Origin of the sequence: Actinophytocola sp. (assembly GCF_035712165.1) — a bacterium.
Taxonomy (GTDB): Bacteria; Actinomycetota; Actinomycetes; order Mycobacteriales; family Pseudonocardiaceae; genus DASYTH01.
Map to the genome: position 1 here is coordinate 1 of NZ_DASTBH010000134.1, position 25,576 is coordinate 25,576.

A 25,576-nucleotide genomic window follows, 5' to 3' on the forward strand; every position below is an offset into this window, starting at 1 on the left:
TGGCGATGTCGGCGAGTTCCGTAGCGTCGATGTTCCTGACCTCGTTGACCTCCGTCATCAACTCGTCGAGGTCGCTCTGGGACATCGGCGGTCCGTTCCTGTTCAGCGGGCCGACCAGGATGTCGAGCCGGCATCCAGAGCGCCGGGAGGACGCCGAGGCCGGGGCTACCGGGAAGCGCCTGCGGCAACGAGGTCGCCGCGGTCAGTCCGCGGTTGTCGTAGCTGGTGTTGGTGACGATGACCTTGCCGGCGGCGGGCGAGAGCTTGTGCGTCTGCCGGGCCCGCATCCAACTGTCGTGCACGATCCAGGTGTCCAGGTAGCGCGTGTCCTGCAGTACGCGGGTGCGCACCACCGGCGGAGCCGTCCGGTCCGGGCTGATCTCGTAGTGGAACTGGTAGGACGCCGGCACGTCCGCCGCCTGCTCGGTCGCCTTGCGTACCTCGACCGTGCGGCCGAGCGCGTCGTGGGTGAAGGTGGTGCGCTTCCCCCTGGCGTCGGTCTGGGCGGTCGGCAACTGGCGGGGGCGGAACAGGTCGGTGGTGGTGACCTGGCCGAGGTGGTTGGTGACGGTCGTGGTCGCCGGGTACCGGATGTCCGGCGTGTGCCGGGTCGTCGTGGTGTGGCCGTTGGGGTCGGTGACCGCGAGCGGCCGGCCGAGCCGGTCGTAGCTGGTGGTCGTGGTCGCCCAGGCCCCGGCCGCGTCGATCTTCGCTCGGGAGGCGGTCAGGTCACCTCTCGTCGGGGCCGCGCCGAACGCCTGGCCGTCGTAGGCGTTCTCGGTGCGGCTGACCTCTGGCCCGTCGCAGGTGGCGTTGGCGTGCCGGGTGACCGAGGCGGAGAAGTCCAGCATCCACCGGTTGACGTCGACCACCGGCACCGTCACGGTGCACCGCTCGTCGCCGCTCACCGTCGTCCAGCCGTGCTCGACCACCCGGTCCACGGTGCCGAAAAGTCCGTTGTGGACGGTCTGGGTCCGCTTCCGGAGATAGCTGCCGTTGGCCGGGTTGCGCCGGCGCTCGATCTTGTCGTTCTCGGCGACGAACCAGGCGTCGTCGAGCGGGTCGAGGCCGGCGACGTCCACCGTGCGCAGGGAGAAGTAGCCGTGCACCGTGCCGGACTCCACGGTTCCGTTGACCCGCAACGACTGCTCGTCGAGAATCTGGCCGGCGAGCCGGTTCTCGTCCAGGAGGTTGGCGACCGTGCCGTCCAGGCTGGACACCCTGGCGGCGCGGGAACCGGGGCCGGGGAAGCGGTCACCGGCGATCCGGTCGTTGTTCATGCCGCGGAACAGCCGGTACTGGGTGCGGCTCTCACCCGCGCTCACCACGACGTCGGCGTAACCGCGCCACTCCGACCAGGTCTGCCGGTCCAGCGGGGTGAACTCGTCGCGGTCGTGGTGCCAGGCGGCGTTGGGCAGTCCGGCCTGGACCTGGTCGCCGTAGCGGTAGGTGGTGACCATCGCCGGGCCGCCGCCGAGCCCGTCATGTTCCTCGATCCGGGTGACCAGATGCTTGCGGAAGACGGCGAACCCGGCCGTTCCGCCTTCCGGGCTGTGCCAGTTGGGGAAACAGTCGCGGGTGTTGCGGTCCCAGTTCGGCGGGTTGGGAACCGGGTTGGGACACGGGTGCGGCTCGCCGTAGGAGACCCGCACCTGGCCGCCGTACTCGTTGGTGACGGCGGCGACGCGGTAGTGCGGCATGCTGGACAACCCGCCCGCGGTGTCGATCCGGTTGTTGAGCAGCACCGGGAAGAAGGTGACCGCGGGCAGGGTGATCCCGTCCGGTCCGGTGAGCCCGGTGCGCTGCACGGAGTTCAGGTACAGCTTGCGGTCACCGGTGCGGTTCGCGTCCGGGTCCGGCAGCCCGTGCGCCAGCACGATCTCGTCGACCTCGACGAACGGGCCGTCGTCCGGACCGTTGTTGACCGACGTGGTGATCTCGCTGTAGCGCAACGTGGTGAAGAACGCCGGGGTGTGTTGTTCGCAGGCAGCGGTGAAGCACATCAGGTCGACCGGGGTGTCCGGGTAGTCGCTCGCGGTCGCCGCCGCCGGGGCGGCGCAGGTGTGGTTGAGCGCGAGGCAGCGGTAGTCGGTGGTGAACCGGACCATCGCGGCGGGGGTCGTCTCCGAGCCGACCCGGCGCTTGCCGTACTTGATCAACTGCAGCGCTCCGGACCGGACATAGGCGGTGTGCTCGAGGCCCGGCCGCCCGTTGAGCGCGGAATAGTGCTCGATCTCCTTGACGTACTCGAACTGCTGCACGTTGTCGTGCGGATCGACGACCAGGTCGAGGTTCCACCGCCAGGCCTGCGGACACCACGCGACCGGCTGGTTGGTGCTGCACGGTTCGCCGGGGTCGTCCCCGATCACCGGCACGGTCCACACCGAGTTCGTGTGCACGCCCACGTCGGCGTTGATTCCGAGGCCGAAGAAGTAGTGCACGCCGTCCGGGCTGGTGACGCGCCAGTGCTCGCCGTTGTCGTCGCCGTTGTCCGCGCCGGAAAGCTGCTCGATCCGCCAGCGCGGATCGTCCCGCAACCGCCACTGCTTCGGGTTCGAGCCGGGCACCGCGACCAGTTCCCCGGACCGGCCGTTCAGGGCGATCGTGGCGTTGTCGGACTTCCAGCACAGGTCGGAGGTGCCCTGCCCGTCGTTGCGGCACGAGTTGTACCGCCGCTCGATGAACGCGTTGCCGAAGTCGCCCCAGCCGAGGCCGACCTGACCGCTCTGGGTGTTGCGGCCGGAGACGAGGCCGTCGACCGCGCCGGAGGAGTAGCGCAACTCGACCTGTGGGGTCGGCCCGGCCGGCGCCGCCGGCAGCGGAACCTGGTAGCTGTAGGTGAAGTTGCCCGACCCGGGGGTGACCTGCCAGTCGCCGGAGAGCTCCAGCTGGGTCGCCGCGTACGTGCCCTCCTCCCCGTCCGGGCCCGCCGTGACGGCGAAGATCGCCTCGGTCGAACCGAGGGCGGTGAGATCGCCGACCTCGGCGACGAGGCGCGCCGCCTGGCGTTCGTTGCGGTACGGCACCGCGGCCACCCGGCGGACGCACTCGGCGTCCGGTGCCGCGGACAGCGCGCACGCGGGCAGCGCGACGATCCGCAACCGGTCGGCGTACCCGCCGCCGAACCGCTCGGCGAACCCCGAGTAGTCGACCGAGACCGTCACCGGCAACGGCCCCTTGCCGAACGGCGCACCGTCCACTCCGTACAGCCGGAACACGAACCCGGACACCGCCGCGCGTTCGGCGGTGTGCTGGTCCAGCACCGCCACACCGAGCCGGCGGCCGGCGACCTCGGCCGAGCCGGCCGCGACCGACACCGGCGCCGAGCCGGCCCTGTGTGCCTCGGTCGCCAGGCTGACCTCGGCCGTGGCCGGTGCCGGAAGCGTGACCAACGGCGAGGCCGGGGCCGGCTGGCTGCCGACCGGCGGGGCCGAGCGCACCGGTCGCGGCGGCGGTGGCGCCGGATCGGGTCCGCGAGCGGCCAGCATGCCGCGCCAGTCCAGGCCCGCGGGATCCGGCCGGGCCGAGGCCGGCGTGACCGGCCCCACGATGAGGGCCGCCACCAACAGCACAACGATCCGTACTGATCCGCCACGCATGGCCGTGAAGTGTCGGCCCGGGCGTCATAAGTTCGTCATAGGCGTCGGGGGCAGGCGGTCGAGCTTGCCGGCCACCTCGGCCGACTCGTGCGAGCCGACCTCGGTGAACAGCGCCCCCGCGCGGGTCCACGCGGCTCGGGCCGCCCGATGGTTTCGTTGTGCGGCAAAGGCATCGCCGAGCGCGTTCTGCGCGCGTGCCTGCCACAGCGGGGTCTGGTCGGCGGCGAAGATGCGGGCCGACTCCTCCAGATGACCGATTGCCGTCTCGACCTCCCGGCGGCGCCGGTACAGCTCGCCGAGCGCCAGCCTGATCCGGCCGTCGGTCACCGCCGCGCCGAGCCGGCGGTTGACCTCCAACGCCTGGCGCAGCAGCACCTCCGCCGCATCGAGGTCGCCGGTCGCCAGCCGAACCAGGCCGAAGCCGTACCGGGCCGAGGCCTCGCCACGCAGGTCACCGATCTCCTCGCAGATCTCCAGCATCTGCCGGAACGCCGCTTCGGCGCGGTCGAACTCGTTGCCCACCAGGTGAATCTGCCCCATGGTGTACACCGCCTCGGCGTGGGCCCGGCGGTCGCCGTGGTCGCCCATCGCGATGGCGCGGCTCAGCAGTGGCCGGGCGCGGTCGGGCCGGCCGAAGTCGACCAGCAGCTTGCCGAGCGCGCGCAACCCGAGCACCTCGGCGACCCGGTCGCCGAGCGCGTGGTGCGTGGCGATCGACTCCTCCTGCCTGGGAATCGCCAACGCGTACCGGCCGCGCATGCCGTCCACGTGGGCGGCCGTGCCCAGCGCGTAGGACAGCTCGCGCCGGTTGCCGACCTCGCGCAGCGCGGAAACGGCGTGGTCGAGCAACGGTGCGGCTTCGGCGTAGTCGCGCCGGTAGGCGTGCAGGATGCCCAGGCCCAGCCGGGCCGCCGCGGCGCCGCGGCGGTTGCGCTCCCGCAGGGTGATCCGCAGCGCCGTCGTGTGCGTGTCCGCCCAGTCGTCGTAGTGGCCGCGGGTCAGGAACAGCGCGTACGCGCCGACGGCAAGCTCCCAGCACAGCTCGTCCCATCCGGCATCGGCCGCCTGGCGCACTCCGGCGGTGATGGCCGCGCGCTCGGCCTCGAACCAGGCGAGCGGGTCGGCGTCGATCGCGGCGCCGTGCGCGTCGGTCACCGGCGTCCAGCGCGGCGAGCAACCGCGCATCGTGGCGAAGTCCCCGCCGGACAGGGCGACGTGTGCCCGGTCCACCAGCGCCAGCCAGCCGCCGAGCGCGCGGCGCAGCGCGGCGTCCAGCTCGCCGGCCGGTTCGACCAGAGCCGCCCTTTCCCTGGCATACAACCGAACCAGGTCGTGCAGCCGGTAGCGCTGCCCGCCGGTCGCGTCGGCGCCCACGGTTTCGAGGAGTTGGGCGTCGGTCAGGGCGGCCACCGCCTCGTCCTCATCGCCCACCGGCAGGTCCAGCAGCGCCGCGCACACCCATCCGGCGACATCGGGCGCGGTGAGCGAACCCAGCAGGTGGAACAGGCGACGCTGGCGCTGCCCGAGGCCGCGGTAGCTGACCGCGAGGCTGGCCCGGACCTCCAGGTCGCCGTAACGAAGCTCGCTGAGGCGGACCGACTCGTCGCCGAGTCGCGCACCCAGCCGGGCAATGGTCCAGTCCGGTCGCCGGACCAGCCGGGCGCCGGCGATCCGCAGCGCCAGCGGCAGGAACCCGCACAGCCGGGCCACTTCCAGGGCGGCGCTCGGCTCGGCCGCGACCCTGTCGGCTCCGGCGATCCGGCCCAGCAACTCGGTCGCCTGACCCGGCTCCAGCACAGCGAGTGTGATCCGCCGCGCACCGGGAACGGCGGCCAGCCGTGGCCGGCTGGTGATCAGCACTCCGCACCCGGCCACTCCCGGCAGCAACGGCCGGACCTGTGCCTCGTCCACGGCGTTGTCCAGCACCACCAGGATCCGCCGGTCGCCGAGCCGGGAGCGGTAGAGCGCGGTGCGTTCGTCGACGCCGTCCGGGATCGCCGGTCCGGCAACGCCCAGCGCCCGGAGAAACCGGGCGAGGACCTCGCCCGGTTCGACGGGCGGCGCCGGCGCACCCCCACCCAGATCCACGTAGAGCTGGCCATCGGGATACGCGTCGAGCAGCCGGTGCGCGACGTGCACCGCGAGCGTGGTCTTGCCCACCCCGGCCGGGCCGGCGATAGCCGAGATCACGACCGCCCGGCCGGTGTGCCGGCCCCGGAACAGACGCTCCAACTGGGACACCAGCTCGTCGCGGCCGGTGAAGTCGGCCGTGTCCGGGGGAAGCTGCCGGGGCCGGGGCGCAGTGTCCACCATGGACGTGCCGGTGATCACCTGCCGGGCCGCGCGGAGCTCAGGGCCCGGTTCCACGCCGAGCTCGGCTCGGAAACCGGCCCGGGCCCGGCGATACACCGCGAGCGCCTCCGCGCCGCGGCCGTCCTGGTGCAGCGCGAGCACCAGCGCAGCCCACAGCCGCTCGCGCAGCGGATGCTCGGCGGCGACCTCGGCCAACTCGCCGGCGACCTCGTGCGCCCGGCCCAGCCGCAACTCCAACTCCACGCACTTCTCGAGCACCGCCAACCGTTGCTCCTGCAGGCGGCGGGCCTCCCGGGCAACCAGGTCGTTGTCGATCCCGGCCAGCGGCGCGCCGCGCCATAGTCGCAGCGCCGCACGCCACGAGGTCACCGCGTCCGCTGCGCGACCAGCCGCCGCCAGCCGCTCACCGGCCGCCACGTCCCGCGCGAAGGACAGCGTGTCCAGTTCCGAGTGCTCGGCGCGCAGCAGGTATCCACCCGGCCACGTCTCGATCACCTCGGAGCGCAGGCCACCGGCGGTCAACGTGCGCCGCAGCCGCCCGACCCCGTTCTGCACCTGCCGGCGCGCCGAGGCGGGCGGCTGGTCCGGCCAGAGCAGGTCGACCAGCACCTCCACCGACACGAACTGGTTGGCGCGCAGGGCGAGCACCGCGAGCAGCTCACCCTGCCGGCGCCCGTTCACCCGCACCGGCCGGTCCGCCGCCCGCACCTCGAGCGGGCCGAGCAACCCGAACCAGCCGACGCCGCGCACGGTCTCGTTGTAGTGGCAGAACGCCGCTCAGAACAAGGTCGCGGGCTCGACCGGTTCCGGCGCGGGCAGGGCGTCGAGGCCGGGCACCGACGCGCGCACGTCGTTGTGGAACCGGCGGGCGAGCGCCGGCGCGTCGACGTTGTCGGGGGTGTGCACGAAGACCGTCGGCGACCGGCCCTCGCGCAGCCAGCCGGCGACCACCTCGGTCCACGGCCGCCACCCCGCCACGGTCTCCTCGACCGAGTCCCGGCCCAGGTAGCGGACGATCGGCCGGTCGGTCAGCGCCCGCGTCCGCCGCGGCAGCCGCGGCTTCCTGGTCCAGGCGTCCTGCTCGGCCGCGCTGGTCGGTGGGCCGCGGAAGAGGACCGTGGTGTCGAACGGCACCCACTCGGCGTCCGCGCCGGCGAGGGTTGTCTCCAGCAGCGACGTCGAGCCGGCGTCGGTGAAGAACCCGGGGTGGCGCACCTCCACGGCCCGTCGGCGGTCGGCGGGGAGCCGGCGCAGGAAGCGGCCGAGGGCGTCGAGGTCCGAGGGGCCGAACGCGGCCGGCAACTGGGTCCACAGCACGGCCCGTTCGCCGAGGGGTTCGATCGCGTCCAGGAACGCCCGCATCTCGGCCTCCACACCGGCGAACCGGCGCTCATGCGTGACGACCTTGGGCAGCTTGACCACGAACCGGAAGTCGGGGTCGGTCTGCCGCGCCCAGGTCTCGACGGTGCTTCTGGCGGGGGTGGCGTAGAAGGTGGTGTTGCCCTCGACCGCGTTGCACCAGCCGGCGTAGGCCCGCAGGCGCTCGTTGGCCGGCAGCGACTGCGGCAGGAACCGCCCGGACCACGCCTTGTGGGTCCACATCGCGCAGCCGACATGAAGACGTGCCACTCCGCCGAACCTACTACCCGCCGCCGGCCGGAGTTATCCGGTCGCCGGTTTCCTCAACAGAAACAGGAAGTAGCCGAGATGATCGCGGATGAACGTGCGCATCACCGGCATCGCGGGGTCCAGCTGGGCGACGGTCTCCGGCCCGTAGCGTTCGACGATCTCGTCGTGCCGGTCGGCGTAGAGCAGGCCCATCAGTTCGCCGGAGAACACGCAGTTCTGGGTCAGGTTCTCCACCTTGATCAGCTCGAACCCCGCGTCGGCCGCCGTTTGCATCGTCTGTGCCGGCGTGCCCGGCGGCATACTGCACCATGCTCGCGTGTACGCGGCCAACTCCGTCTCGTCAGGTTTTCCGCGGAGGGTGAAATCGCTCATCAGGAAGTAACCGCCCGGCCGCAGTACCCGGGCCGTCTCGTGGAATGCCTTTCGGCGGTCGGACAGGTGGTCGAACACGTCGATCGCCATGGCGGCGTCGAATGAGTCGTCCGGAAAGTCGAGGGCCATGGCGTTGCCGTAGCGGAACGAGACACGATCGGACACACCTGCCGTTCGGGCCGCCGCTTCGGCTCTGGCGAGGTGCTCGCGGCTGACGTTGATTCCGGTGACCCGCGCGCCGCTGCGCTGGGCGAAGCGGATCGCGGGCACGCCGGTGCCGCAACCGATGTCCAGCAGCTTTTCGCCTGCCGTCACGCCAAGAGTCTCGATGTGATACTCGGTCTGCCGCTCCTGCGCGAGGTTGGCCAGGTCGAACAGGGTCGACGCGGGCGCGCGTTCGCCTGGCCGGGACCACATGCCGATGTGAATGCCGACGTCGCCGGCGGTCAACCCGTACAGATCGGTGAACTGGTCGTACTGGGCTGCGACGTCCTCGGGACTCGGTGCGGTGAAGCCACCGTTTTCCCGATCACCTGGTGCCGTCATTGTCACGGCTCCCTCCGCGATTCGGAGTGGAAAACAGAACACGTTACCAGGAAAGGGATCCGGAGCAGCCGGCTAGGTTGTCTAGACCATTGCGCTATATTCGCAGGGCCGCCGCCTCGTGAAGGTGAGGAGAAGCCATGAGGGACAAGTGGGTTCGGTCTCCCATACCAACTGCGCCCCGCACACGGTCATCTCGGTGCGGGTCGAGACCCGGGAGCCCACCGCGCCGGGCATGGGCGGGCAGCCGAGCTGCCGCCGACCGACCCGTCGTCGCCCGGCCCCGGGCTGGACTGCCGGGTCGTCGGCAACGCGATGCAGACCTGGATCGAGCCGTTCCACATGCGGGCGATGTGGTTCGCCTTCACGATGGAGTACTGCTACAACAGCGCGCGTGACCTCGTGCGGGTCATACCCCGCATCCTTCCGCCGGTGATCCAGCCCAGGCGACCATCGGCGTGGTCATCAACAACGACCGCGCGTTCCCGACCCCGCCGGTCTTCATCCGCTTCACCTGACGTACCCGAAAGTCAGGTGAGTTGCTCGGCCAGCGCGACGATGATCCCCTCGGGACCGCGGACGTAGCAGAGCCGGTAGCTGTCCTGGTACTGCACCACCTCGCCGACGAGTTCTGCGCCGTGGGCGCGCAGACCGGCGACGGTGGCGTCCAGGTCGTCGACGGCGAACATGATGCTCCGCAGGCCCAGCGTGTTCCCCAGGGCGTTGCGCGGTTCCGGGCTGACCGCCGTGGGATGGTGGAACTTCGTCAGCTCGAGCCGGCCGTGACCGTCCGGGGTCCGCATCATCGCGATGTCGACCCGCACCCCGTCGAGCCCGTTCACCCGGTCCACCGAAGGCCCCCCGACCGGCGCCTGGCCCTCCAACTCCATACCGAGTTCGGCGAAGAACCCCTTGGCGGCCTCGAGGTCGTCGACGACCACGCTCACGTGGTGCAACTGCTGAATCGCCATGGCACTCCTGTTCGGTGTCCAGCGGCCATTGGACCATGCTGGCCCGACGTCAGTTGAAGTTGCCGGCGATGGGCAGGTCGCCCCGCTCACCCCAGTTGCTTTGCATGACCACACCCGGTTTGTGCCAGGTCCGGGTGGTTGGCCGGAAGACGCCGATCTCGTCGATGCCGTCGCCGTTCCAGTCGCCGGCGATGGGCAGGTCGCCCGGCTCGCCCCAGTTCGTGGCGAGGGTGCGGCCGAGGACGAACCAGTCCCCGGTGGCGGGCCGGAACACCGCCGGTTCGTCGATGCCGTCGCCGTTCCAGTCACCGGCGACCGGTAGATCCCCCGGCTCGCCCCAGTTGGTGCGCAGCACGGTGCCCGGCGTGAACCAGTCGCCTGTGGACGGTCGGAACACGCCGATCTGCGTGATGCCGTCGCCGTTCCAGTCGCCGGTGACCGGAAGGTCTCCCGGCTCACCCCAGTTGGAGTGGACGATCTGGCCCACGGTGTGCCAGTTCCCCGTGGACGGCCGGAACACGCCGATCTCGTCGATCCCGTTGCGGTTCAGGTCCGCGGCGAAGGGCAGGTCGCCCGGCTCGCCCCAGTTGGTCGTGAGGACCGTGCCCGGGGTGTACCAGGACCCGTCGGACGGCCGGAACACGCCGAACTCGTCCTTGGCCGATCCGCAGTTGCGGCTGGTGATCTGAAACGACTGGGAGTTGGCCTGGCCGTAGGTGACGCCGTTGAACACCGGCGGGGTGCGCTCGTTGTTCGCATAACCCCATTCCGCTCGGCCGTCGCCGTTGCGGTCGACCGCCATCTCGAAGTGCACGTGCGGGACGCCGTTGGACGTCTCGCCGGTGTGTCCCACCCGGCCGATGCCGACACCGCGCTGCACGCGGTCACCGGCCTGGACCAGCCGGGTCTGCAGGTGGAGGTAGGTCGTGAACCACCCGCCGCCGTGGTTGATCTGGACGATGTTCCCCGCGCCGGCCGGGTTGCTGTAGGACTGGTTGACCACTCCCGCCGCCGGGGCCACGAGCAGTTGCCCCTCGGTGGCGCCGGTCGGGTTGCGGAAGATGTCCAGCGCCGGGGCGTGCCCGAACGATTCGGCCCGGATCGCGGTCCCGCACGGGAACGGCGCCTGGAAGTTCGGCCGCGCCCCCGCCGCCGGAGTCGGCACCACCAGCAGCATGACCGGGACCGCGGTGACCGCGAGCAGGCCGACCCGGTTCCGCCGTCTCCACATGGTCATCAGCGCCTTCCGGTTGGTGATTTTCGGACCACCACGAAGGATCGCGGTTGCCGGGGCGGCGCCGGAACACCATTCGGTCCTGGCCGAATCGATCAACCGGTCCGGCTGCCCGCGAGCACGGCGCCGGCGAGCGGGGTCAGCATGTGCAGCACGACCCGCCCGTTGCGCCGGCTGACCACCAGCCCGGCGTTGCGCAGCACCCCGACGTGCTCGCTGGCGGACGCGATCGAGATGCCCAGCCGGGTGGCCAGCTCGGTCGACGTCGACGCGGTGGCCAGCGCGGCGAGCACGGCCGCCCGGGTCCGGCCGAGCAACGCCTCGAGCGCCGCGCGCCCGTCCAGCCAGGTGGGTGGGTGCTCCGCCGGGTACACCAGCACCGGCGGCAGCGCCGGGTCGACCAGTGCGACCGGCTTGCCCCAACAGAAGTAGGACGGGATGAGCAGCAACCCCCGGCCGTCGAGATGGATGTCCAGGGGGAGTGGGTAGTCGGCGGACAGCACCGGCCGGTCCCAGCGCAGCACCGGGCGCAGGGAGCCCAGCATGGCCTCCACCCCGCCGTCCAGCAGCGCCGCGCCGCGCATGGAGCGCTCGACGCTGACGACGGCCTCGACGTCCTCCCACACCGGCGCGACGATCGCGCCGTACACGACCCGCAGTGCGCAGGTGAGATCGTCGAGGGCGTCCCGATCAGCCGCGCCGAGCCGGTGCGCCCACCCCGGTAGCTCCCGGTCGCGGGCGGCGTGCGAGATGTCGGTGCGCAGCCGGTCCGGCGGGGTGTGCCGCACGGCCCGCAGGCCGGCGTGCAGCCCGTCGCGAGCCTCGGCCGGGGTGAGGAAGTCGGGGAAGTAGCCCACCCTGGGCACCAGTTGGCGAAGCAGGCCGACGGCGCCGTGCAGCCCGCCCTCCCGTACCGCGGCACGGGCCTGTCGCTGCCAGCCGGCGAACACCGGGATGTCCGTCCCGCCGGCGGAGAGGCGGTAGAGCCCGAGCACGGTCTCCCACAGCGGGTCGGGTGCCTTGGCGATGCGCACCAAGGACAGATCGACGTCCTGGAAGTGGATCCGCAGCACGGAACGCGACCCTACGTGTGCACGCCGTGCGCCCAGGAATCCGGGTGCTCGCTCAGCGCATTTCCTTCGCCAACCAGGCCACCCAGTTCCAAAATCCCACACCGCTTCCTGGCGCCGCCACCCACACGGGTCAGTGGCAGGTAAATCCCCGCTGATCGGAACATTCGCCGAGTGCGGCCGTGAAATGATGGCGGCCATGAGCGAGTTCGACGACATCGCCGCGCAGCGGCCGGCGAACATCGAGGAAGCCATCCCATGCATGCAGAATGCTCTCCGGTATTTTCATGCGCACAACGACTATCGGGCGGTCTTCCTGCGCGCGTACTACATCATCACGTTGAATGTGCACGCCGCCATCCACCGGCGGGGGGACTACACCAACCCGATCTTCTTCGACGCCGGCTGGGTGGGGTCGCAGGCCGGATGGTTCGCCTCGCTCTACTTCAAGTCGCTGACCACGTTCGATCGCGATCCCGACTCCGAAAGAGCATGGAAGATCGCCCACGGCATGGCGGAGAAACGGACGTCGACAGTTCTGCAGGACCTCATGCTCGGCCTGAACGCCCACATCAACTACGACCTCGCCTACGGCACCTATCTCAACCTCAAGCAACACGACGACGGCGCCGAGCACCTGCTGCTGCCGCGCCGCAAGTTCGACCACGACCAGGTGAACAACATCCTGGTCCGATCCATGCCGCAGGTCGCGAACGCGCTGACGCGCGACTACGGCGGCGGCATCACCTTGCTGCACCGAACCTTGCACGGTCTGGACATCGTGATGTCCAGTACTGGCCTGAAGTACTACCGGGAACGGGTGTGGTGGTCGGCCGTCTCCTACCTGACCACAACCGACGACGAGGAAGTCAACCTGGTCCACGACAAACTGAACTGGGAGTCCGCGCAACTGGCGAAGCTCATCGCCGACGAGAGCATCTGGAGTCTGCCGGCCAGGAAGATCGGCAAAGCCATCCGCAAGGAGCGGTTCGGCGCCATCACGCTCGAAACGCCGGCCTGAGGCGACCACGACGGGTCCGGCCCCGTGCCGCATGACCGGAGATGCGCGTTCCGGCGGTGCCGGCGACCCTGATAATGCGGCCGTGGACATCCGTTCGGACGTGTCGCCAGCCGCGTTTTCCGTGTGTCGGTGGACGGTGGCAAGGAGATGTCGTGGCAGTTGAGGCGAAGTACACAATGCACCATTCGGCCGTGCTGGACGCCGATCCGGACACCGTCTGGGCCGAGGTGCGTGACGCCGTGAACGTCGTGAAGATCCTGTTCGGGGACACCGTGGAAAACGTGGGCTGGACCGACGACGGCGCGCCCGAACGAGTGCCGTCCCGGTACAACTTCACCTTGCTGCCCGCCCAGGCGCTGGTCCAGCAGCAGGTCGCCGGGCGTAACGAGCTGGACCGGTCCCTGACGTACCGCTCGGTCGCGCGCGCCGTGTGTCTCTACGACTACGTCGCCACCTACCGCGTCCTTCCGGTGTCCGGCGACCCCGGTCGCAGCTACCTGGAGTACCAGCGCGAGTTCAAGATCACCGACGACGCGGTGCCCGAGGTCGTCGACGCGCTCATGGACATGATGGCGAACCAGATCAACATCCTGCGGGACTACTTCGCGACGCCGAAGCAAGACCTGGAGCCGTAATCCTGCCGGGTACTGCCCGGACAACGGTCCCGCTCGGCAATGCCGGGCGGGACCGTTGCGTTCGGTCAGGCTACGCAGTTGGCCAGTTCGGGGCGGGGTGCGGGAACACCCGGCTGGCCGAAGAACAGCTTCGCGCAGGCGCTGAGGAACGCCGGGTTCTCCTCGGCGATCCAGTGCCCGCTGTCCGGGGCGACGACTCCGCGGACGTCGTCGCCGACCTGGCTGAAGGAGTTGGCGACCAACGGGCCGAACGCGAACTGCGCGCCCATCGCCAGCACCGGCATCGGCAACCGCTTGTGCGCGTTGGCCTGGTTGTTCGCGGCGTCCGCCGGGAACGCCCGGTAGTACTCGTAGCCCGCGGTCCGGCGCGCCCCGGTGGCGTAGGCGCGGAAGAACGTGGCCTGGTCGATGCGGTCCGGGTACCGGGCGCCGCTGAACAGCCAACCGAGGTAGGTCGACACGTCCTCGTCGTCGATGAGCCGCTCCGGGACCGGGGCAGCGGTCTGGTTCAGGCCCAGGTGGAAGCTGATCCCGTTGAGATCCTCCAGTCCGAAGCCGGACAGCGGCGTCTCCAGCACGGCCATCCGGACGACCTCGGTCGGGTAGTCGCGGGCGTACGGGTAGGCCACCAGCGCACCGGTGTCGTGTCCGAGCAGAGACACCCGCGTGAACCCGAGCCGCTGCACACCCTCACGAATCCGCTTGGCGGTGGTCACCTTGTCGTAGCCGCCGGACGGGATGCTCGACTCGCCCGCGCCGGGCAGGTCGAACGCGATCACGGTGTGCTGCTGGGCGAGTTCGGGCATGACCTTGGCCCACTTCCACCAGGTCTGCGGCCAGCCGTGCAGCAGGATGAGCGGCGGGCCGGAGCCACCGCGGACGTAGTGCAACGTGCCGCCCTGCACGGACACGGTGCCGTGGCTGAAACCCGGCAGGTTGGGTCCCGCCAGTGGACCGGCGTCGGGTCGCGCGGCGGCGGTGGTCGCCGCACCGACGAGGACCAGCAGAACGGTGGATAATATGGCGTACACGCGCCGGCGCGTTCGCCAAAGCGGATTGTTTTTTCGCAGCACGCGATTCTCCTGACATATTTGGGAAACGGCTTCCGGAGTCGACCGGATTGTTCAACGGTGCTTTCGGTCGGGAGTCCGTGAAGTGAGATCAAACTAGACCAACGCCGTGCTGATCAGCAACCTGCAAATCTCAGTTTCCCGACTGTCCGGCACGCCTGAATTGCCGTCCCACGCGGCCGGCAGGCGCCGGACCAACAGGACGGTTCCCAGGTAGACAATGCTCTGCGCACTCCGGGATTCGGGCCGGACACGCGCAGTCATCGCGCTCCTGCGCGCGGATGAAGCAATATGGAAGAAGGTCGTCCGGTCGAGCACAAAACGCTCACAAACGCACCGTATTCAACAAGATCCAGCGAGCTACTCGCTCAGCGGCGGGCGCGGCCGAGTAGCCGCCGCAGCAGGTCGGGGTTGCCGGGCCAGGCCTCGAGGAGGACCTCGCGGGGCACGGTGCGGGCCGCGTAGCGCAGGAGCAGGGCGACGACGATGACGTCGTCCAGCGGGCCGATCACCGGGAGGAACTCCGGGATGAGGTCGATGGGGGACAGGACCCACAGTGCCGCGACGGCCACGGCGATCTTGGCGCGGCGCGGCACGCGCGGGTCGCGGCGCAGCCGCCGGGCCGTGGTGAGACAGTCCGGCAGGAACTGGGCGAGGTCGCGGGCCAGCCCGGGCGGCAGTCGCCGGGCCAGCAGGATCAGCAGCACCCAGGAGGCGACGACCACGCCGGCGCCGATGAGCACGACCCGCAGCCAGCCGCTCACCGGCCCCCCGCCGAACCGGCTCGATCACCCGGGTCACGCCCCCGGCGAAGCCGGGCACGTCCAGCACCACCCACCGAACGAGGGTACGGCTGAGGCCGCCGAGAAGAACAAGACTGTTTCTTCGCGGCGTGACCGTGCACCCTCGATGCCACTGATCATCGAACAGCGGGGGAGTTCAGGGTGCCGACCAGTGCCGACGCCGATCGTGAGCTTGCCGTCGAGCGGGACTACGTGACCGCCCTGTACGCCAGGCTGGACGCTCTGCGTGAGGATGCGGCGACCCGGCTGTCCGTGGCTCGGGCCGGCGCGGACCCCGAGACGGTGGCGTTGTGGCAGACGGAGGTGACCCGCCTGGAGTCCGTGGCGGACGGACTGTGTTTCGGGCGGCTGGACATGCGGGACGGGCGCCGCATCTACGTCGGCCGGTTGGGACTGTTCCGGGACGGCGACGATGAGCCGTTGCTGCTCGACTGGCGAGCACCGGCGGCCCGGCCGTTCTACACCGCGACCATGGCCGCCGCGCACGGGGTGCGACGGCGACGACGCATCACGGTCCGGGGCCGGGTGGTCGTCGGGCTGGACGACGAACTGCTCGATCCGGACGCCGCGGGGGACGGCGCACTGGTGGGGGAGGCCGCGTTGGTGGCGGCGCTGACGGCGGACCGAACCGGGCGGATGCGCGACATCGTGGCCACGCTGCAGGCCGAGCAGGACCACGTCGTCCGCGACGGACACGCCGGGGTGCTGGTGGTGCAGGGTGGGCCGGGCACGGGCAAGACGGCGGTCGCGCTGCACCGGCTGGCCTACCTCCTGTACACCCGGGCGCACCTGCGCAGGCGAGGCGTCCTGGTCGTCGGCCCCAGCGAGGTCTTCCTGGACTACATCGGGCAGGTGCTGCCCGGTCTGGGCGAGCACGCCGTGGTGACCGCGACCATCGCCGGGCTGCGTCCGGACATCCCCGTCACGCACACCGACCCGCCCGAGGTCGCCGAGGTCAAGGGTGGGGCCGGGATGACTGACCGGATCGCGGGCGCGGTGCGGTCGCGGGTGCGCATTCCGGATGAGCCGGTCGAGGTGGAGTTCGAACAGCAGGTGGTGCGGCTGGATCCGGATGAGTGCCGGCGCGCCGTGGTCATGGCATCCCGCACGGGACTGCCGCACAACCAGGCCCGGCTCGTGTTCCAGCAACGGGTCGTCGAACTGCTCGCACACCGCCTGGTCGAGCACATGGAGAGCGTGGTGTTCACCGACACCGGCGAGGCCATCGACGGTGGCAGCGCCGACGGCCGGCTCAGTGCGGCCGATCTCCGTGCCCTGGCCGCCGCCGGCGTGGTGCTCGACCCCGACCAGGACGACGATCGGGACGGCCCGAGGCGCCTGTTCGACGAGATCGACGTCGCCCGGCTGCGCGGCGCCCTGTTGGCCGACGCCACGGTGTCCGACGTGCTGGACGAGCTGTGGCCGCCGCTGACCGCGCACCAGGTGGTGACCGACCTGTTCGCCACCCGGGCCGGGCAGTGGACCACGGCGGACATTCCGTTGCTGGACGAGGCCGCCGCGATGGTCGGCGAGAGCGGCACCGCGACGTTCGGGCACGTGGTCGTCGACGAGGCGCAGGAACTGTCCGCGATGGCCTGGCGGATGGTGCTGCGTCGCTGCCCCACCAGATCGATGACCATCGTCGGCGACCTCGCCCAGACCAGCGCTCCGGCCGGCGCCTCGTCCTGGGACCGGGTACTGCGGCCGCATGTGGCCGACCGCTGGCGGCTGGCCCAGCTCACCATCAACTACCGAACCCCGGCGGAGATCATGGCCGCCACCGGCGACCTGTTCGCGGCGCACCATCCCGACCTGTCACCGCCCCGATCCGTACGCGCCGCGGGAGAGTCCCCCTGGCGCCGGCCCACCACGCTCGCCGAACTGCCCCACGTCGTCGCCGGCATCACCACCGGGCACACCGGCGGCCAGTTGGCGATCATCACCGCGCCCCGGCACCTCGCCGTGCTCGAACGGACTTTGGGCCTCGCCAGGCCACCCGCGATCACCGATGCCGTGGTCGTGCTGACGCCCGTCCAGGCCAAGGGACTGGAGTTCGACACGGTGTTGATCGTCGACCCGGCCGCGATCCTGGCCGCCCCGTTGGGCCACAACGATCTCTACGTCGCCATGACGCGCGCCACCCGGCGACTGGGAATCGTGCATCCTGGCCCGGTGCCGACCGAACTGTCCCGGGTCCGGGAACGCAGACCCTGATCGGACCACCACCCCTTCGAAACATCGGGCAAGCGCACTCGATCAACGGTACCGTTGGTCATCAACGCACACTGTGGGCAAGCTTCAGCGCGACGGACGGATGGCGTTCTACGAATGGCTTTTCCCATGCAGGCCGGTCCGGGCGAGAATGGTGTCGACCTACCCAGCACCGCCCGAATGCACGACTACTGGCTCGGTGGTTCGCACCACACCGAAGGGGACCGCGCCTTCGCCGATCACCTCGCGATGGTCGGCCCACTGATCCCGTACCTGGTCCGGACGCAGCGGGCGTTGCTCCGACGTATCGTGCGCTATCTGCTCGGGCAGGGCGTCCGGCAGTTCGTGGACATCGGATCGGGCCTGCCCACCTGCGGCCAGGTGCACGAGGTCGCCGAGGGCAGTGACCCGCCGGCGCGCGTGCTCTACGTCGACAACGACCCCGAGGTCGCCGCCGACGGCGAGGATCTGCTTGCCGGCAATGACAACGCGGCGTTCCTGGCACTGGATTTCCGGGAGCCGGACCGGGTGCTTTCCGATCCGGCGGCCACGCGGCTGCTCGATCCGCAACAGCCGGTCGCATTACTGGCATTGGCCGCGCTCCAGATGATCCCGGACTCCGATGATCCGGCCGGTGTGGTCGCGGGTTACCTGCGCGCGATGTGTCCCGGCAGTTATCTGGCATTGACGCATTCGGGGCCGGACCCGCAACTGGCCTATGCCTGCGAGATGTTCGACCAGATGAAGTTCGGCCCCCGGCACGCGCTGTACCTGCGCGATCCGGTGGCGGTCCAGCTGTTCTTCACCGGTCTCGAGCTCGTGCCGCCCGGCATTGTGCCGTTGCCGCTGTGGCATCCGGACCCCGAGCGGGACCCCACGTTGCAGAACCCCGGACAGGTGCCGGTGCACGTCGGCGTCGGACGCAAACCCGGGTTCGTGGACTGACCCTCAACCCACCGGCGTCCGGTTCTCCAGCCGGGACATGAGCTTGCCGCGAAAACGCGCCATGTGCGGGTCGAACTCGCCCCGCGCCCACTCCGCGGGGTCGTCCAGCGCGAACCAGCGAACCCGGTTCGCCTCGCGTGGATCGGCCTCGATCCGCATGTGCCGATCGGCCGCGAGCACGAACCAGAAGGACACGTCCGTGTGGCTGTGCTCGCCACGGGTCTTCGTCACGCTCAGGAACAGCGGCCGGCCGCCGAAGCGCGGGTGGAACTCACCGGTGATGCCCAGTTCCTCGGCGCTCTCCCGAAGAACCGTCCTGCACGGGTCCTCACCGTCGTCGACATGGCCGCCGGGGAACAGCCACAGGCCGGCCTTCACATGGTCGACCAGCAGGACGGTTCGCCGCGTCTGGTCGAACAGGACGCAGTAGACGCACAGATGCCTGTCCGGCGTGGCGGGACGGGCGATCCGGAACAGCGGCGCGCCCGAGCGAACCCAGCGCAACGTGTCCGCCCTGTCCTGCTCCTCGTGGGCGTCGAACGGGTCGATGCCGGCCACCAGGTCGTGCACCACGGCACGTGGATCCGGGCCTGCCACTGCCATCCGCGGACCTTAGCAGCGATCACGCCTGTCTGTGCTCGATGTGCATCCAGGCGGCGGCGCTCGGCGGTACTGGCCGTAGGGAGAGGTACTCGCCGAGGAAGGGATGTGCGATGGGTAAGCGGATCATCGGCATGTGTCTGGCGTTGATGTTGGTGGGGCTGGGCGCCGGTCCGGCGGTCGCGTCGGCGGCCCCCGCGACGCACGGCGGCGGATTCGGGGTCAAGGGACGCACGGACGTGACGTTGGACCCCGGTGCGGCGGCGGCGCTGACCTCGCTGGGTGTGCGGGCCTACCCGGTGTTGGCATCCGCTCGCACCGGGTCGGGCAAGACGGTGTTCGGGTTCGCGATCGTGGGTAACCCCGCCGACGGGACCATCGAGCACACCGGCGGGTTGGTGCTGGCCAAGGGCCGCACTTGGGTGGCACTGACCCGGTTCACCATCGACCTCGACCGCGGTGTCCTCAGTGGACGGGTCAACTTCGGTCAGCGGGCCGACCTGTTCACCATCGGCGCGGCCACGCCGGACGGGGTCACGTTGGCCCTGACCGGCGCGGCGGCTGGCGTGTTGAACAGCACGTTCGGGGTGAGCGCGTTCGCCGAGGGTCTGGTGTTCGGGTATGGCAACCCGCGGATTCGCCGTTGACGGATTACCGTCGTGGGGGCGACGCCGTGCCGACGGCGCCGCCCCCGTCGCCCGGGACGAGAGGTGTGTGGTGACTGAGCGGCACCCAGCGTGGGGGCGCGGCGGGGTGCGGGCCGTTTACGACCAGTACGGTCGGCTGGTGTTCAGCGTGGCTTTGTCGGCGCTCGGCAGCCGGGCGGACGCCGAGGACGTCACCCAGCAGGTGTTCGTCCGGGCCTGGCGCAGCCGCGAGACCTACGACGCGGACAAGGGCACGCTGCGCACCTGGTTGTTGACGATCACCCGGCGGGTGGTCGCCGACCGGCTCGGAGCGTTGGCCCGCCAGCGTGCCGCCGACCTGGCCGCGGTCCGCAACGGACACGCCGGTCGTGCCGGCGACCTCGCCGAGGACACGGTGCAACGGCTGGCTGTGGCGGCGCGGCTGCACGAGCTGACCGATCAGCAACGGCTCGTGGTACGCATGGCGTTCTTCGAGGATCTGACCCACGCGCAGATCGCCGAACGCACCGGCCTGCCGCTGGGCACGGTCAAAAGCCACCTGCGACGCGCACTGCTGGTCCTGCGCAACCGGTGGGAGGCCGACGATGCAGCACCTTAGCCACGACCGGCTGGTCGCGGTCGGCTTCGACGGCACGACCGGATCGGCCGCCGAGGCCGAGCACCTGGCCGGCTGCGCGGACTGCCGCGTCGCCGTGGAGGAGATCGCCGCCGTCGCCGGGCTGTCCGGCACCTCGGGAACGCCACCGGAGCTGGCCGACCCGCCGCCCGCGGTGTGGGCGGCGGTGGACGAACAGGTGCGCGCCGACCGCCGGCCGACGCGCCGGCGCGTGGGCGGTTGGCTGGCGGCGGCCGCGGTGATCGGCGCGCTGGCCGGGGCCGGCGCCACCGCGGTGGTGCTGTCCGACCCCGCTGCCCAGGAACCGCAGACCGTGGCGGCGGCGACGCTGGCCGCGCCGGCCGGCCCCGGGCCGCAGTCGGGTTCGGCCGAACTGGTGACCGTGGCCGGACGCCGGTTCCTGCGAGTGGACACCCAGGGACTGGCTCCCACCACCGGCTACTTCGAGGTGTGGTTGCTCGACGCGAGCGGCCGGATGTACGCGCTGGGCGCGTTGAGCCCCGGCTCGCGGGCCGAGCTGGCCGTGCCCGACGGGGTCGTCATCGACGAGTTCAACGTCGTCGACATCTCCGCCCAGGCCCACAACGGCGATCCGCGCCACTCCAGCGTGAGCGTGCTGCGCGGCACGCTGAACGACTGATCGCGCTCGCCGCGCATCCGGATCGGGCCCGCCGGCGGTATCGGTCGGCATCGGCGCCAGCCGCGCCGTGTTCGGACCACAGAAGGGATCCGATTCATGCGCTGGAAAGCCATGGCCGTGGCGGTGGTGTGCGGAGGTTGCGCGATCGCGGCAGCGCCGGTCGCCACCGCCCAGCAGACCGCGACCGTCTACGTCGTGCACGGTGTGCCGGACACGCCGGTCGATGTCTACGTCGACGGGCAACGCGCCATCGACGACTTCCAACCCGGTTCCACCCAGGGGCCGCTGCAGCTGCCCGCCGGACCGCACAAGGTCGCGCTGTTCGCTGCGACCGCGCCCGACGGCTCCGGCGCCCCGGTGCTGCAGGCCGACGCCAACGCCCCGGCCGGCGCCAACCTCACCATCGTGGCCCACCTCAACGCCCAGGAGGCTCCGACGATCACCCCGTTCGTCAACGACGTCGGTCCGGTGCCCGCCGGCCAGGCCCGACTGGTGGTCCGGCACACCGCCGCGGCCCCGGCAGTCGACGTGCGCGTCGGCGGCAAGCCGGTGATCCAGGGGCTGACCAACCCGCAGCAGAAGGAACTGCAGGTTCCGGCCGGTACGGTGTCGGCCGACGTCACGCTGGCCGGCACCGGCACCGTCGCGATCGGCCCGGCCGAGCTCGACCTGGCCGAGGGCACCGCGACGTTCGTCCACGCCATCGGCTCGGCCGCCAAGCAGAACCTGCGCGTGGTGCCGATCACCATCACCGGCCTGCACAGCGCCCCCAGCGGCGTGCCGGCCGGCACTGGCACCCCGGCCGGCGCCCTGCCCTGGCTGCTGCTGGCCGTGACCGGAGTGGGCGTCCTGGCCGCCGGCCGGCGGTTCACCGGCCGGCCCGCCGCCGGATGAGCCGAACCCGGGTGCTGATCACCGTCTGCGGCACCGGCCTGCTCGTGGCCGGTGCCGCCGGCTGGTTGATCACCACCGCCGAACCCGCGCCGCCGCCGAGCTTCGGCGCCCCCCAGACGACCGCGCTGCGCGGCACGCCGCCGGTGCCGACGGCCGCCCCGACGAGCGCCCGCCGCGGCGAACCGGTCCGCACACTGGCCCTGCCCGCCCAGGGTCTGACCGTGCCGGTCGTCGCGGTCGGCGTCGCACCCGACGGCAGCATGGCCATTCCCGACGACGTCGGCACCGCCGGCTGGTACCGCTTCGGTGCCGCCCCCGGCAGCGACCGCGGGTCGATCGTCATCAGTGGCCACATCAACGACCGCGACCAGGGCCCCGGCGCCTTCGCCGGCCTGAACCTGGTCAACCCCGGCGACCCCGTCACCGTCGTCACCGACACCGGCCGGACCCTGCGGTACCAGGTGGTCTCCCGGCAACGCTTCGACAAGGCCGACGTACCGCTCGACCGCGTCTTCGACCGAACCGGTCCACCCCGGCTCACGCTGGTCACCTGCGGCGGCGCCTTCGACCGCGGCACCGGCAACTACCGCGACAACATCGTCGTCACCGCCGTCCCACGGTCACCCTGAATGTTCACCGCGAATGTCGTTGCGGTGGTGAGATCGGCGCGAACCGCGTGCGCAACAATCGCCGCATGAACTACTACTCGCGTGAACCGCGGTTGACGGCGGTGACGTTCGTCGCCGGCTGGTTGCGGACCACAGGTATCGGCGCACTCGACCAGCCGGGTGGTGACCAGCAATGAGCCTGCGCCGAGCGTTGTGGATTATTCCGGACCGGAGCTCGACCCAGCAGAAAAAGCAGGTGAGCGCGAAGTACTGGGAACTCTATCGGGCCGCGGCGCGGAGCTGCGGTCTCGACTACGCGATCCACGATCCCAGCTCGATTGTGGTGGACGCGATCGGCGGGACCCAGGCCGCCGTGTTTGTCGCCGGGGAACAGGTGAATCCCGCGGACACCCTGTTCGTCACCGACCTGTACACGCTGCCCCAGCACATCCCGGACACCTTCAAGCAGATTTCGGCGTTCACGGTCCTCGAGCAACTCGGGTTCTATCTTCCGGTGCCGCCACAGTTGTCCCTGATCGCCAACGACAAACTGGCTACCGCGCTGTACCTGGCCGACTGCCCGGTGGCGCCGATTCCGACGTTCCGGTTCGGCACCGGACGGGACGAGTCCATCATCGGAGCCGCATCCCTTGCCGCGCTTCCGTATCCGGTCGTGGTCAAGCCGGCCGGCTGGGGCGCCGGGCTCGGAATCCTGCTGGCGGAGGACGAAAGCCAGGTCCGGGCCATCGCGTCGCTGGCCGGGGGAGCGGACTGCGACCTGGTCTGCCAGCCCTTCCTGGGCGCGGGAACCGAGGACTACCGGCTGTACTTCGTTGAGGGACAGGTGCATACGACCATGCGGCGCGTTCCGTCGCCCGGCGAGGTGGTCGCCAACGTGATGCGGGGCGGCCGGGCCGAGTACGTCGATCTCCCGGCCGGGCTGACGGAGGCGGCCGAATACCTGGGCGAGAAGCTGGCCATCCCGTTCTTCTGCGCCGACTTCCTGTTCGACGGCCAGGAGTTCCACCTGTCCGAGATCGAACTGGACGGCTTGTACGGGCTCGACCAGGCAGGACGAAACACCGGGCTGCTCGAAGCGCGGTTCGCCGCCTATGTGCGGCAACACGAACGGTTCCTCGGCCGAGCCCCCAGCCAGGTGGCCGCGATGAGTTGACCGGACGCGGGCCAGGCCGGTGACCCGGCCTGGCTGTGTTTCATCAGGCGCGCGCCGATCGGATCTGCGGGGCAGGCCGTCACCGCGCATCACCGGCATGGCGGCCTGCGCCACAGATCCGGGCCTTCGGCCGGGGCGCGCGCAGCTGGTCGCTTTGATCGGAGCACTTGCGAAACAGGGCCTGGCCTCGCACGGCGGCGCGCGATTCAGCGCAGGCCCAGAGCGGTGATGGCGTTCTGCTTCATTATCAGGGGTTTGACCTCGTCGCGGATGTCGAGTGTCGTGAAGTCGGTCAGCCACCGTTCGGGTCGCAGCAGCGGATAGTCCGAGCCGAACAGCACCTTGCTCTTGAGCATGGTGTTGGCGGCGCGGACCAGTTGCGGCGGGAAATATTTGGGCGACCAGCCGGAAAGGTCGATGTAGACGTTGGCCTTGTGTTGCGCGATGGCGATGGCGGCGTCCTGCCACGGCACGGACGGGTGCGCCATGATGATCGTGAGTCCGGGAAAGTCGGCGGCGACGTCGTCGAGCAGCATCGGGTCGCTGTAGCGGAGCTTGATTCCGCGGCCGCCCGGCAGGCCTGATCCGATGCCGGTCTGCCCGGTGTGGAACAGGGCCGGGACACCGAGGCTCTGCAGCTCCTCGTAGAGCGGGTAGGCCCGCCGGTCGTTGGGTTCGAAGCCCTGCAGGCTGGGGTGGAACTTGAACCCGCGCACCCCGTGTTCGGTGACCAGGCGCCGGGCGGCCAGCACACCGGCCTGCCCGCGGGCCGGGTCGACGGAGCCGAACGGGATCAGCACGTCGGGGTGCTGCGCCGCGGCGTCGGCGATCTCCTCGTTGGACAGCGCCATATGCCCGGTCGCGGCCTCGGCGTCGACGGTGAAGATGACCGCGGCCATCCTCTGGTCGCGGTAGTCGGCGGCGATGTCGTGCACCGTCGGGTCGTACGGGTCGCCCTTGAAGTACTTCGCCGCCGCGGCGCCCAGTTCGTCGTCCAGCGCCCGATGGCCGTGCAGGTCGGCGTGGACGTGCACGTGCACGTCGATGGCGACCAGAGAGTCGAGGTCGAGGGTCACTGCGGGGGCTCCGGCAGCTGCTGGCCGACCGGCTGCTGGGCGGAGGCGAACCTCTCCGGCCAGATCCGGGCGATGGTGTCGGCCGGCCAGCCGGTTCCGTCGGCCAGCTCGATGGCGACCTCGCTCGGGTGCGACCACAGCGTCAGCCGGTCGCCGCCGATGCCGATCACCTGGCCGGTGATCCGCGCGGCGGCGTCGGAGGCGAGGAACGCGACGACACCGGCGGCGTCGGCGGGTGAGCCGAAGCCGAGCTCCCGCCGGGCGAAGGGCGGGAGCGGCTCGCCGGCGGCCAGCGCGTCGACGTAGGGCTTGAGGAAGGGCACCGTCTCGGTCATCGCCGTGGCCGCGACCGGCACGATCGCGTTGACCGTGATGCGCGCGCGGGCCAGCTCCATCGCCCAGGTGCGGACCATGCCGACGATTCCGGCCTTGGCCGCGGCGTAGTTGGTCTGCCCGAAGTTGCCGACCTGCCCGGTGGGCGAGCCGATGCAGATGATCCGGCCGCCCGCGTCCTGCTCGCGCAGCCTGATCGCGGCGGCCCGGGTGCAGGTGAAGGTGCCGCGCAGGTGGGTGGTGACGACCGCGTCGAACTGCTCGTCGGTCATCTTCCACAGCGTCGTGTCGCGGAGGATGCCGGCGTTGTTGACCAGGATGTCGAGCCGGCCGAACTCGGCGACGGCACGGTCGACCAGGGCCTGCGCGGCTTCGCCGGTGCCGACCGGCACGACCTCGGCGACGGCCGCGCCGCCGCTCTCGGTGATCGTCCTGACGGCGGACTCGGCGACCTGTGCGTCGACGTCGTTGATGACGACCGCGGCGCCCGCCCTGGCGAGTTCGGTGGCGTAGGCGAGGCCGAGGCCCCGCCCGCTGCCGGTGACGATGGCGACCCTGCCGGAAAGATCCAC

21 protein-coding genes and 1 pseudogene are annotated in these 25,576 nt (G+C 70.8%); 10 read left to right on the top strand and 12 right to left on the bottom strand.

Annotated features, from left to right (window positions below; translation table 11 throughout):
• From VFO68_RS07250 to VFO68_RS07280, 7 genes and pseudogenes are all read right to left on the bottom strand, one after another.
• Positions 1-3,566: pseudogene (locus tag VFO68_RS07250) on the bottom strand (hypothetical protein); the annotation flags it as partial.
• A 57-nt stretch (positions 3,567-3,623) separates the two neighbouring features.
• Positions 3,624-6,662 (bottom strand): AfsR/SARP family transcriptional regulator, encoded by a 3,039-nt coding sequence (locus tag VFO68_RS07255; protein WP_325157393.1) that lies wholly within the window; start codon positions 6,660-6,662, stop codon positions 3,624-3,626.
• A 27-nt stretch (positions 6,663-6,689) separates the two neighbouring features.
• The gene (locus VFO68_RS07260; RefSeq protein ID WP_325157424.1) at positions 6,690-7,514 is read right to left on the bottom strand and encodes a DUF72 domain-containing protein; all 825 of its coding nucleotides are present in this window, start codon (positions 7,512-7,514) and stop codon (positions 6,690-6,692) included.
• Between the two features lie 60 nt (positions 7,515-7,574).
• Positions 7,575-8,459, bottom strand: coding sequence for a class I SAM-dependent methyltransferase (locus VFO68_RS07265; RefSeq protein WP_325157394.1), 885 nt, complete (start codon positions 8,457-8,459; stop codon positions 7,575-7,577).
• A 527-nt stretch (positions 8,460-8,986) separates the two neighbouring features.
• Positions 8,987-9,427, bottom strand: coding sequence for a VOC family protein (locus VFO68_RS07270; RefSeq protein WP_325157395.1), 441 nt, complete (start codon positions 9,425-9,427; stop codon positions 8,987-8,989).
• A gap of 49 nt (positions 9,428-9,476) precedes the next feature.
• The gene (locus VFO68_RS07275; RefSeq protein WP_325157396.1) at positions 9,477-10,664 is read right to left on the bottom strand and encodes a M23 family metallopeptidase; all 1,188 of its coding nucleotides are present in this window, start codon (positions 10,662-10,664) and stop codon (positions 9,477-9,479) included.
• 92 nt (positions 10,665-10,756) lie between these two features.
• Positions 10,757-11,734, bottom strand: a complete 978-nt coding sequence (locus VFO68_RS07280; protein ID WP_325157397.1) for a helix-turn-helix domain-containing protein — start codon at positions 11,732-11,734, stop codon at positions 10,757-10,759.
• Positions 11,735-11,930: 196 nt separating this feature from the next.
• Between VFO68_RS07280 and VFO68_RS07285 the strand changes: the two genes are divergently transcribed.
• Both VFO68_RS07285 and VFO68_RS07290 read left to right on the top strand, forming a co-directional pair.
• On the top strand, positions 11,931-12,752 hold the full coding sequence (locus tag VFO68_RS07285) for a DUF5995 family protein (RefSeq protein ID WP_325157398.1): 822 nt from the start codon (positions 11,931-11,933) through the stop codon (positions 12,750-12,752).
• A 152-nt stretch (positions 12,753-12,904) separates the two neighbouring features.
• The gene (locus VFO68_RS07290) at positions 12,905-13,387 is read left to right on the top strand and encodes a hypothetical protein (protein WP_325157399.1); all 483 of its coding nucleotides are present in this window, start codon (positions 12,905-12,907) and stop codon (positions 13,385-13,387) included.
• Between the two features lie 65 nt (positions 13,388-13,452).
• On the opposite strand, the gene VFO68_RS07295 is transcribed toward VFO68_RS07290, so the two are convergent.
• Positions 13,453-14,418: an alpha/beta hydrolase gene (locus tag VFO68_RS07295; protein ID WP_325157400.1), complete on the bottom strand. Its 966-nt coding sequence runs from the start codon at positions 14,416-14,418 to the stop codon at positions 13,453-13,455.
• Between the two features lie 407 nt (positions 14,419-14,825).
• Positions 14,826-15,221 carry a YkvA family protein gene (locus VFO68_RS07300; RefSeq protein ID WP_325157401.1) on the bottom strand — a complete coding sequence of 132 codons (396 nt, stop codon included), beginning with the start codon at positions 15,219-15,221 and terminating at the stop codon, positions 14,826-14,828.
• Positions 15,222-15,401: 180 nt separating this feature from the next.
• On the opposite strand from VFO68_RS07300, the gene VFO68_RS07305 reads away from it, so the two are divergent.
• Both VFO68_RS07305 and VFO68_RS07310 read left to right on the top strand, forming a co-directional pair.
• Positions 15,402-17,474 (top strand): HelD family protein, encoded by a 2,073-nt coding sequence (locus VFO68_RS07305; RefSeq protein ID WP_325157402.1) that lies wholly within the window; start codon positions 15,402-15,404, stop codon positions 17,472-17,474.
• 114 nt (positions 17,475-17,588) lie between these two features.
• A complete protein-coding gene (locus tag VFO68_RS07310) occupies positions 17,589-18,416 on the top strand; it encodes an SAM-dependent methyltransferase (protein ID WP_325157403.1) in 828 nt (275 codons plus the stop codon).
• A 3-nt stretch (positions 18,417-18,419) separates the two neighbouring features.
• Here VFO68_RS07310 and VFO68_RS07315 read toward each other — a convergent pair whose 3' ends face one another.
• Positions 18,420-19,019, bottom strand: a complete 600-nt coding sequence (locus tag VFO68_RS07315) for an NUDIX hydrolase (protein WP_325157404.1) — start codon at positions 19,017-19,019, stop codon at positions 18,420-18,422.
• A 110-nt stretch (positions 19,020-19,129) separates the two neighbouring features.
• On the opposite strand from VFO68_RS07315, the gene VFO68_RS07320 reads away from it, so the two are divergent.
• The 6 genes from VFO68_RS07320 (at position 19,130) to VFO68_RS07345 (ending at position 23,595) form a co-directional block, all read left to right on the top strand.
• Positions 19,130-19,663, top strand: a complete 534-nt coding sequence (locus tag VFO68_RS07320; RefSeq protein WP_325157405.1) for a hypothetical protein — start codon at positions 19,130-19,132, stop codon at positions 19,661-19,663.
• Between the two features lie 70 nt (positions 19,664-19,733).
• A complete protein-coding gene (locus VFO68_RS07325; RefSeq protein ID WP_325157406.1) occupies positions 19,734-20,261 on the top strand; it encodes an RNA polymerase sigma factor in 528 nt (175 codons plus the stop codon).
• Positions 20,248-20,919, top strand: a complete 672-nt coding sequence (locus tag VFO68_RS07330) for an anti-sigma factor (RefSeq protein ID WP_325157407.1) — start codon at positions 20,248-20,250, stop codon at positions 20,917-20,919. Before VFO68_RS07325 ends, VFO68_RS07330 begins: the two co-directional genes overlap by 14 nt.
• 96 nt (positions 20,920-21,015) lie before the next feature.
• On the top strand, positions 21,016-21,813 hold the full coding sequence (locus tag VFO68_RS07335) for a DUF4397 domain-containing protein (RefSeq protein ID WP_325157408.1): 798 nt from the start codon (positions 21,016-21,018) through the stop codon (positions 21,811-21,813).
• Positions 21,810-22,442 carry a class F sortase gene (locus VFO68_RS07340; RefSeq protein ID WP_325157409.1) on the top strand — a complete coding sequence of 211 codons (633 nt, stop codon included), beginning with the start codon at positions 21,810-21,812 and terminating at the stop codon, positions 22,440-22,442. Before VFO68_RS07335 ends, VFO68_RS07340 begins: the two co-directional genes overlap by 4 nt.
• Positions 22,443-22,614: 172 nt before the next feature.
• Positions 22,615-23,595, top strand: a complete 981-nt coding sequence (locus VFO68_RS07345) for a hypothetical protein (protein ID WP_325157410.1) — start codon at positions 22,615-22,617, stop codon at positions 23,593-23,595.
• A gap of 206 nt (positions 23,596-23,801) precedes the next feature.
• On the opposite strand, the gene VFO68_RS07350 is transcribed toward VFO68_RS07345, so the two are convergent.
• Both VFO68_RS07350 and VFO68_RS07355 read right to left on the bottom strand, forming a co-directional pair.
• Complete coding sequence (locus tag VFO68_RS07350) at positions 23,802-24,671, bottom strand: amidohydrolase family protein (RefSeq protein ID WP_325157411.1); 870 nt, start codon at positions 24,669-24,671, stop codon at positions 23,802-23,804.
• Entirely contained in the window at positions 24,668-25,576 is a 909-nt protein-coding gene (locus tag VFO68_RS07355; RefSeq protein ID WP_325157412.1) for an SDR family NAD(P)-dependent oxidoreductase, read from the bottom strand. The genes VFO68_RS07350 and VFO68_RS07355 overlap by 4 nt, the downstream gene beginning before the upstream one ends.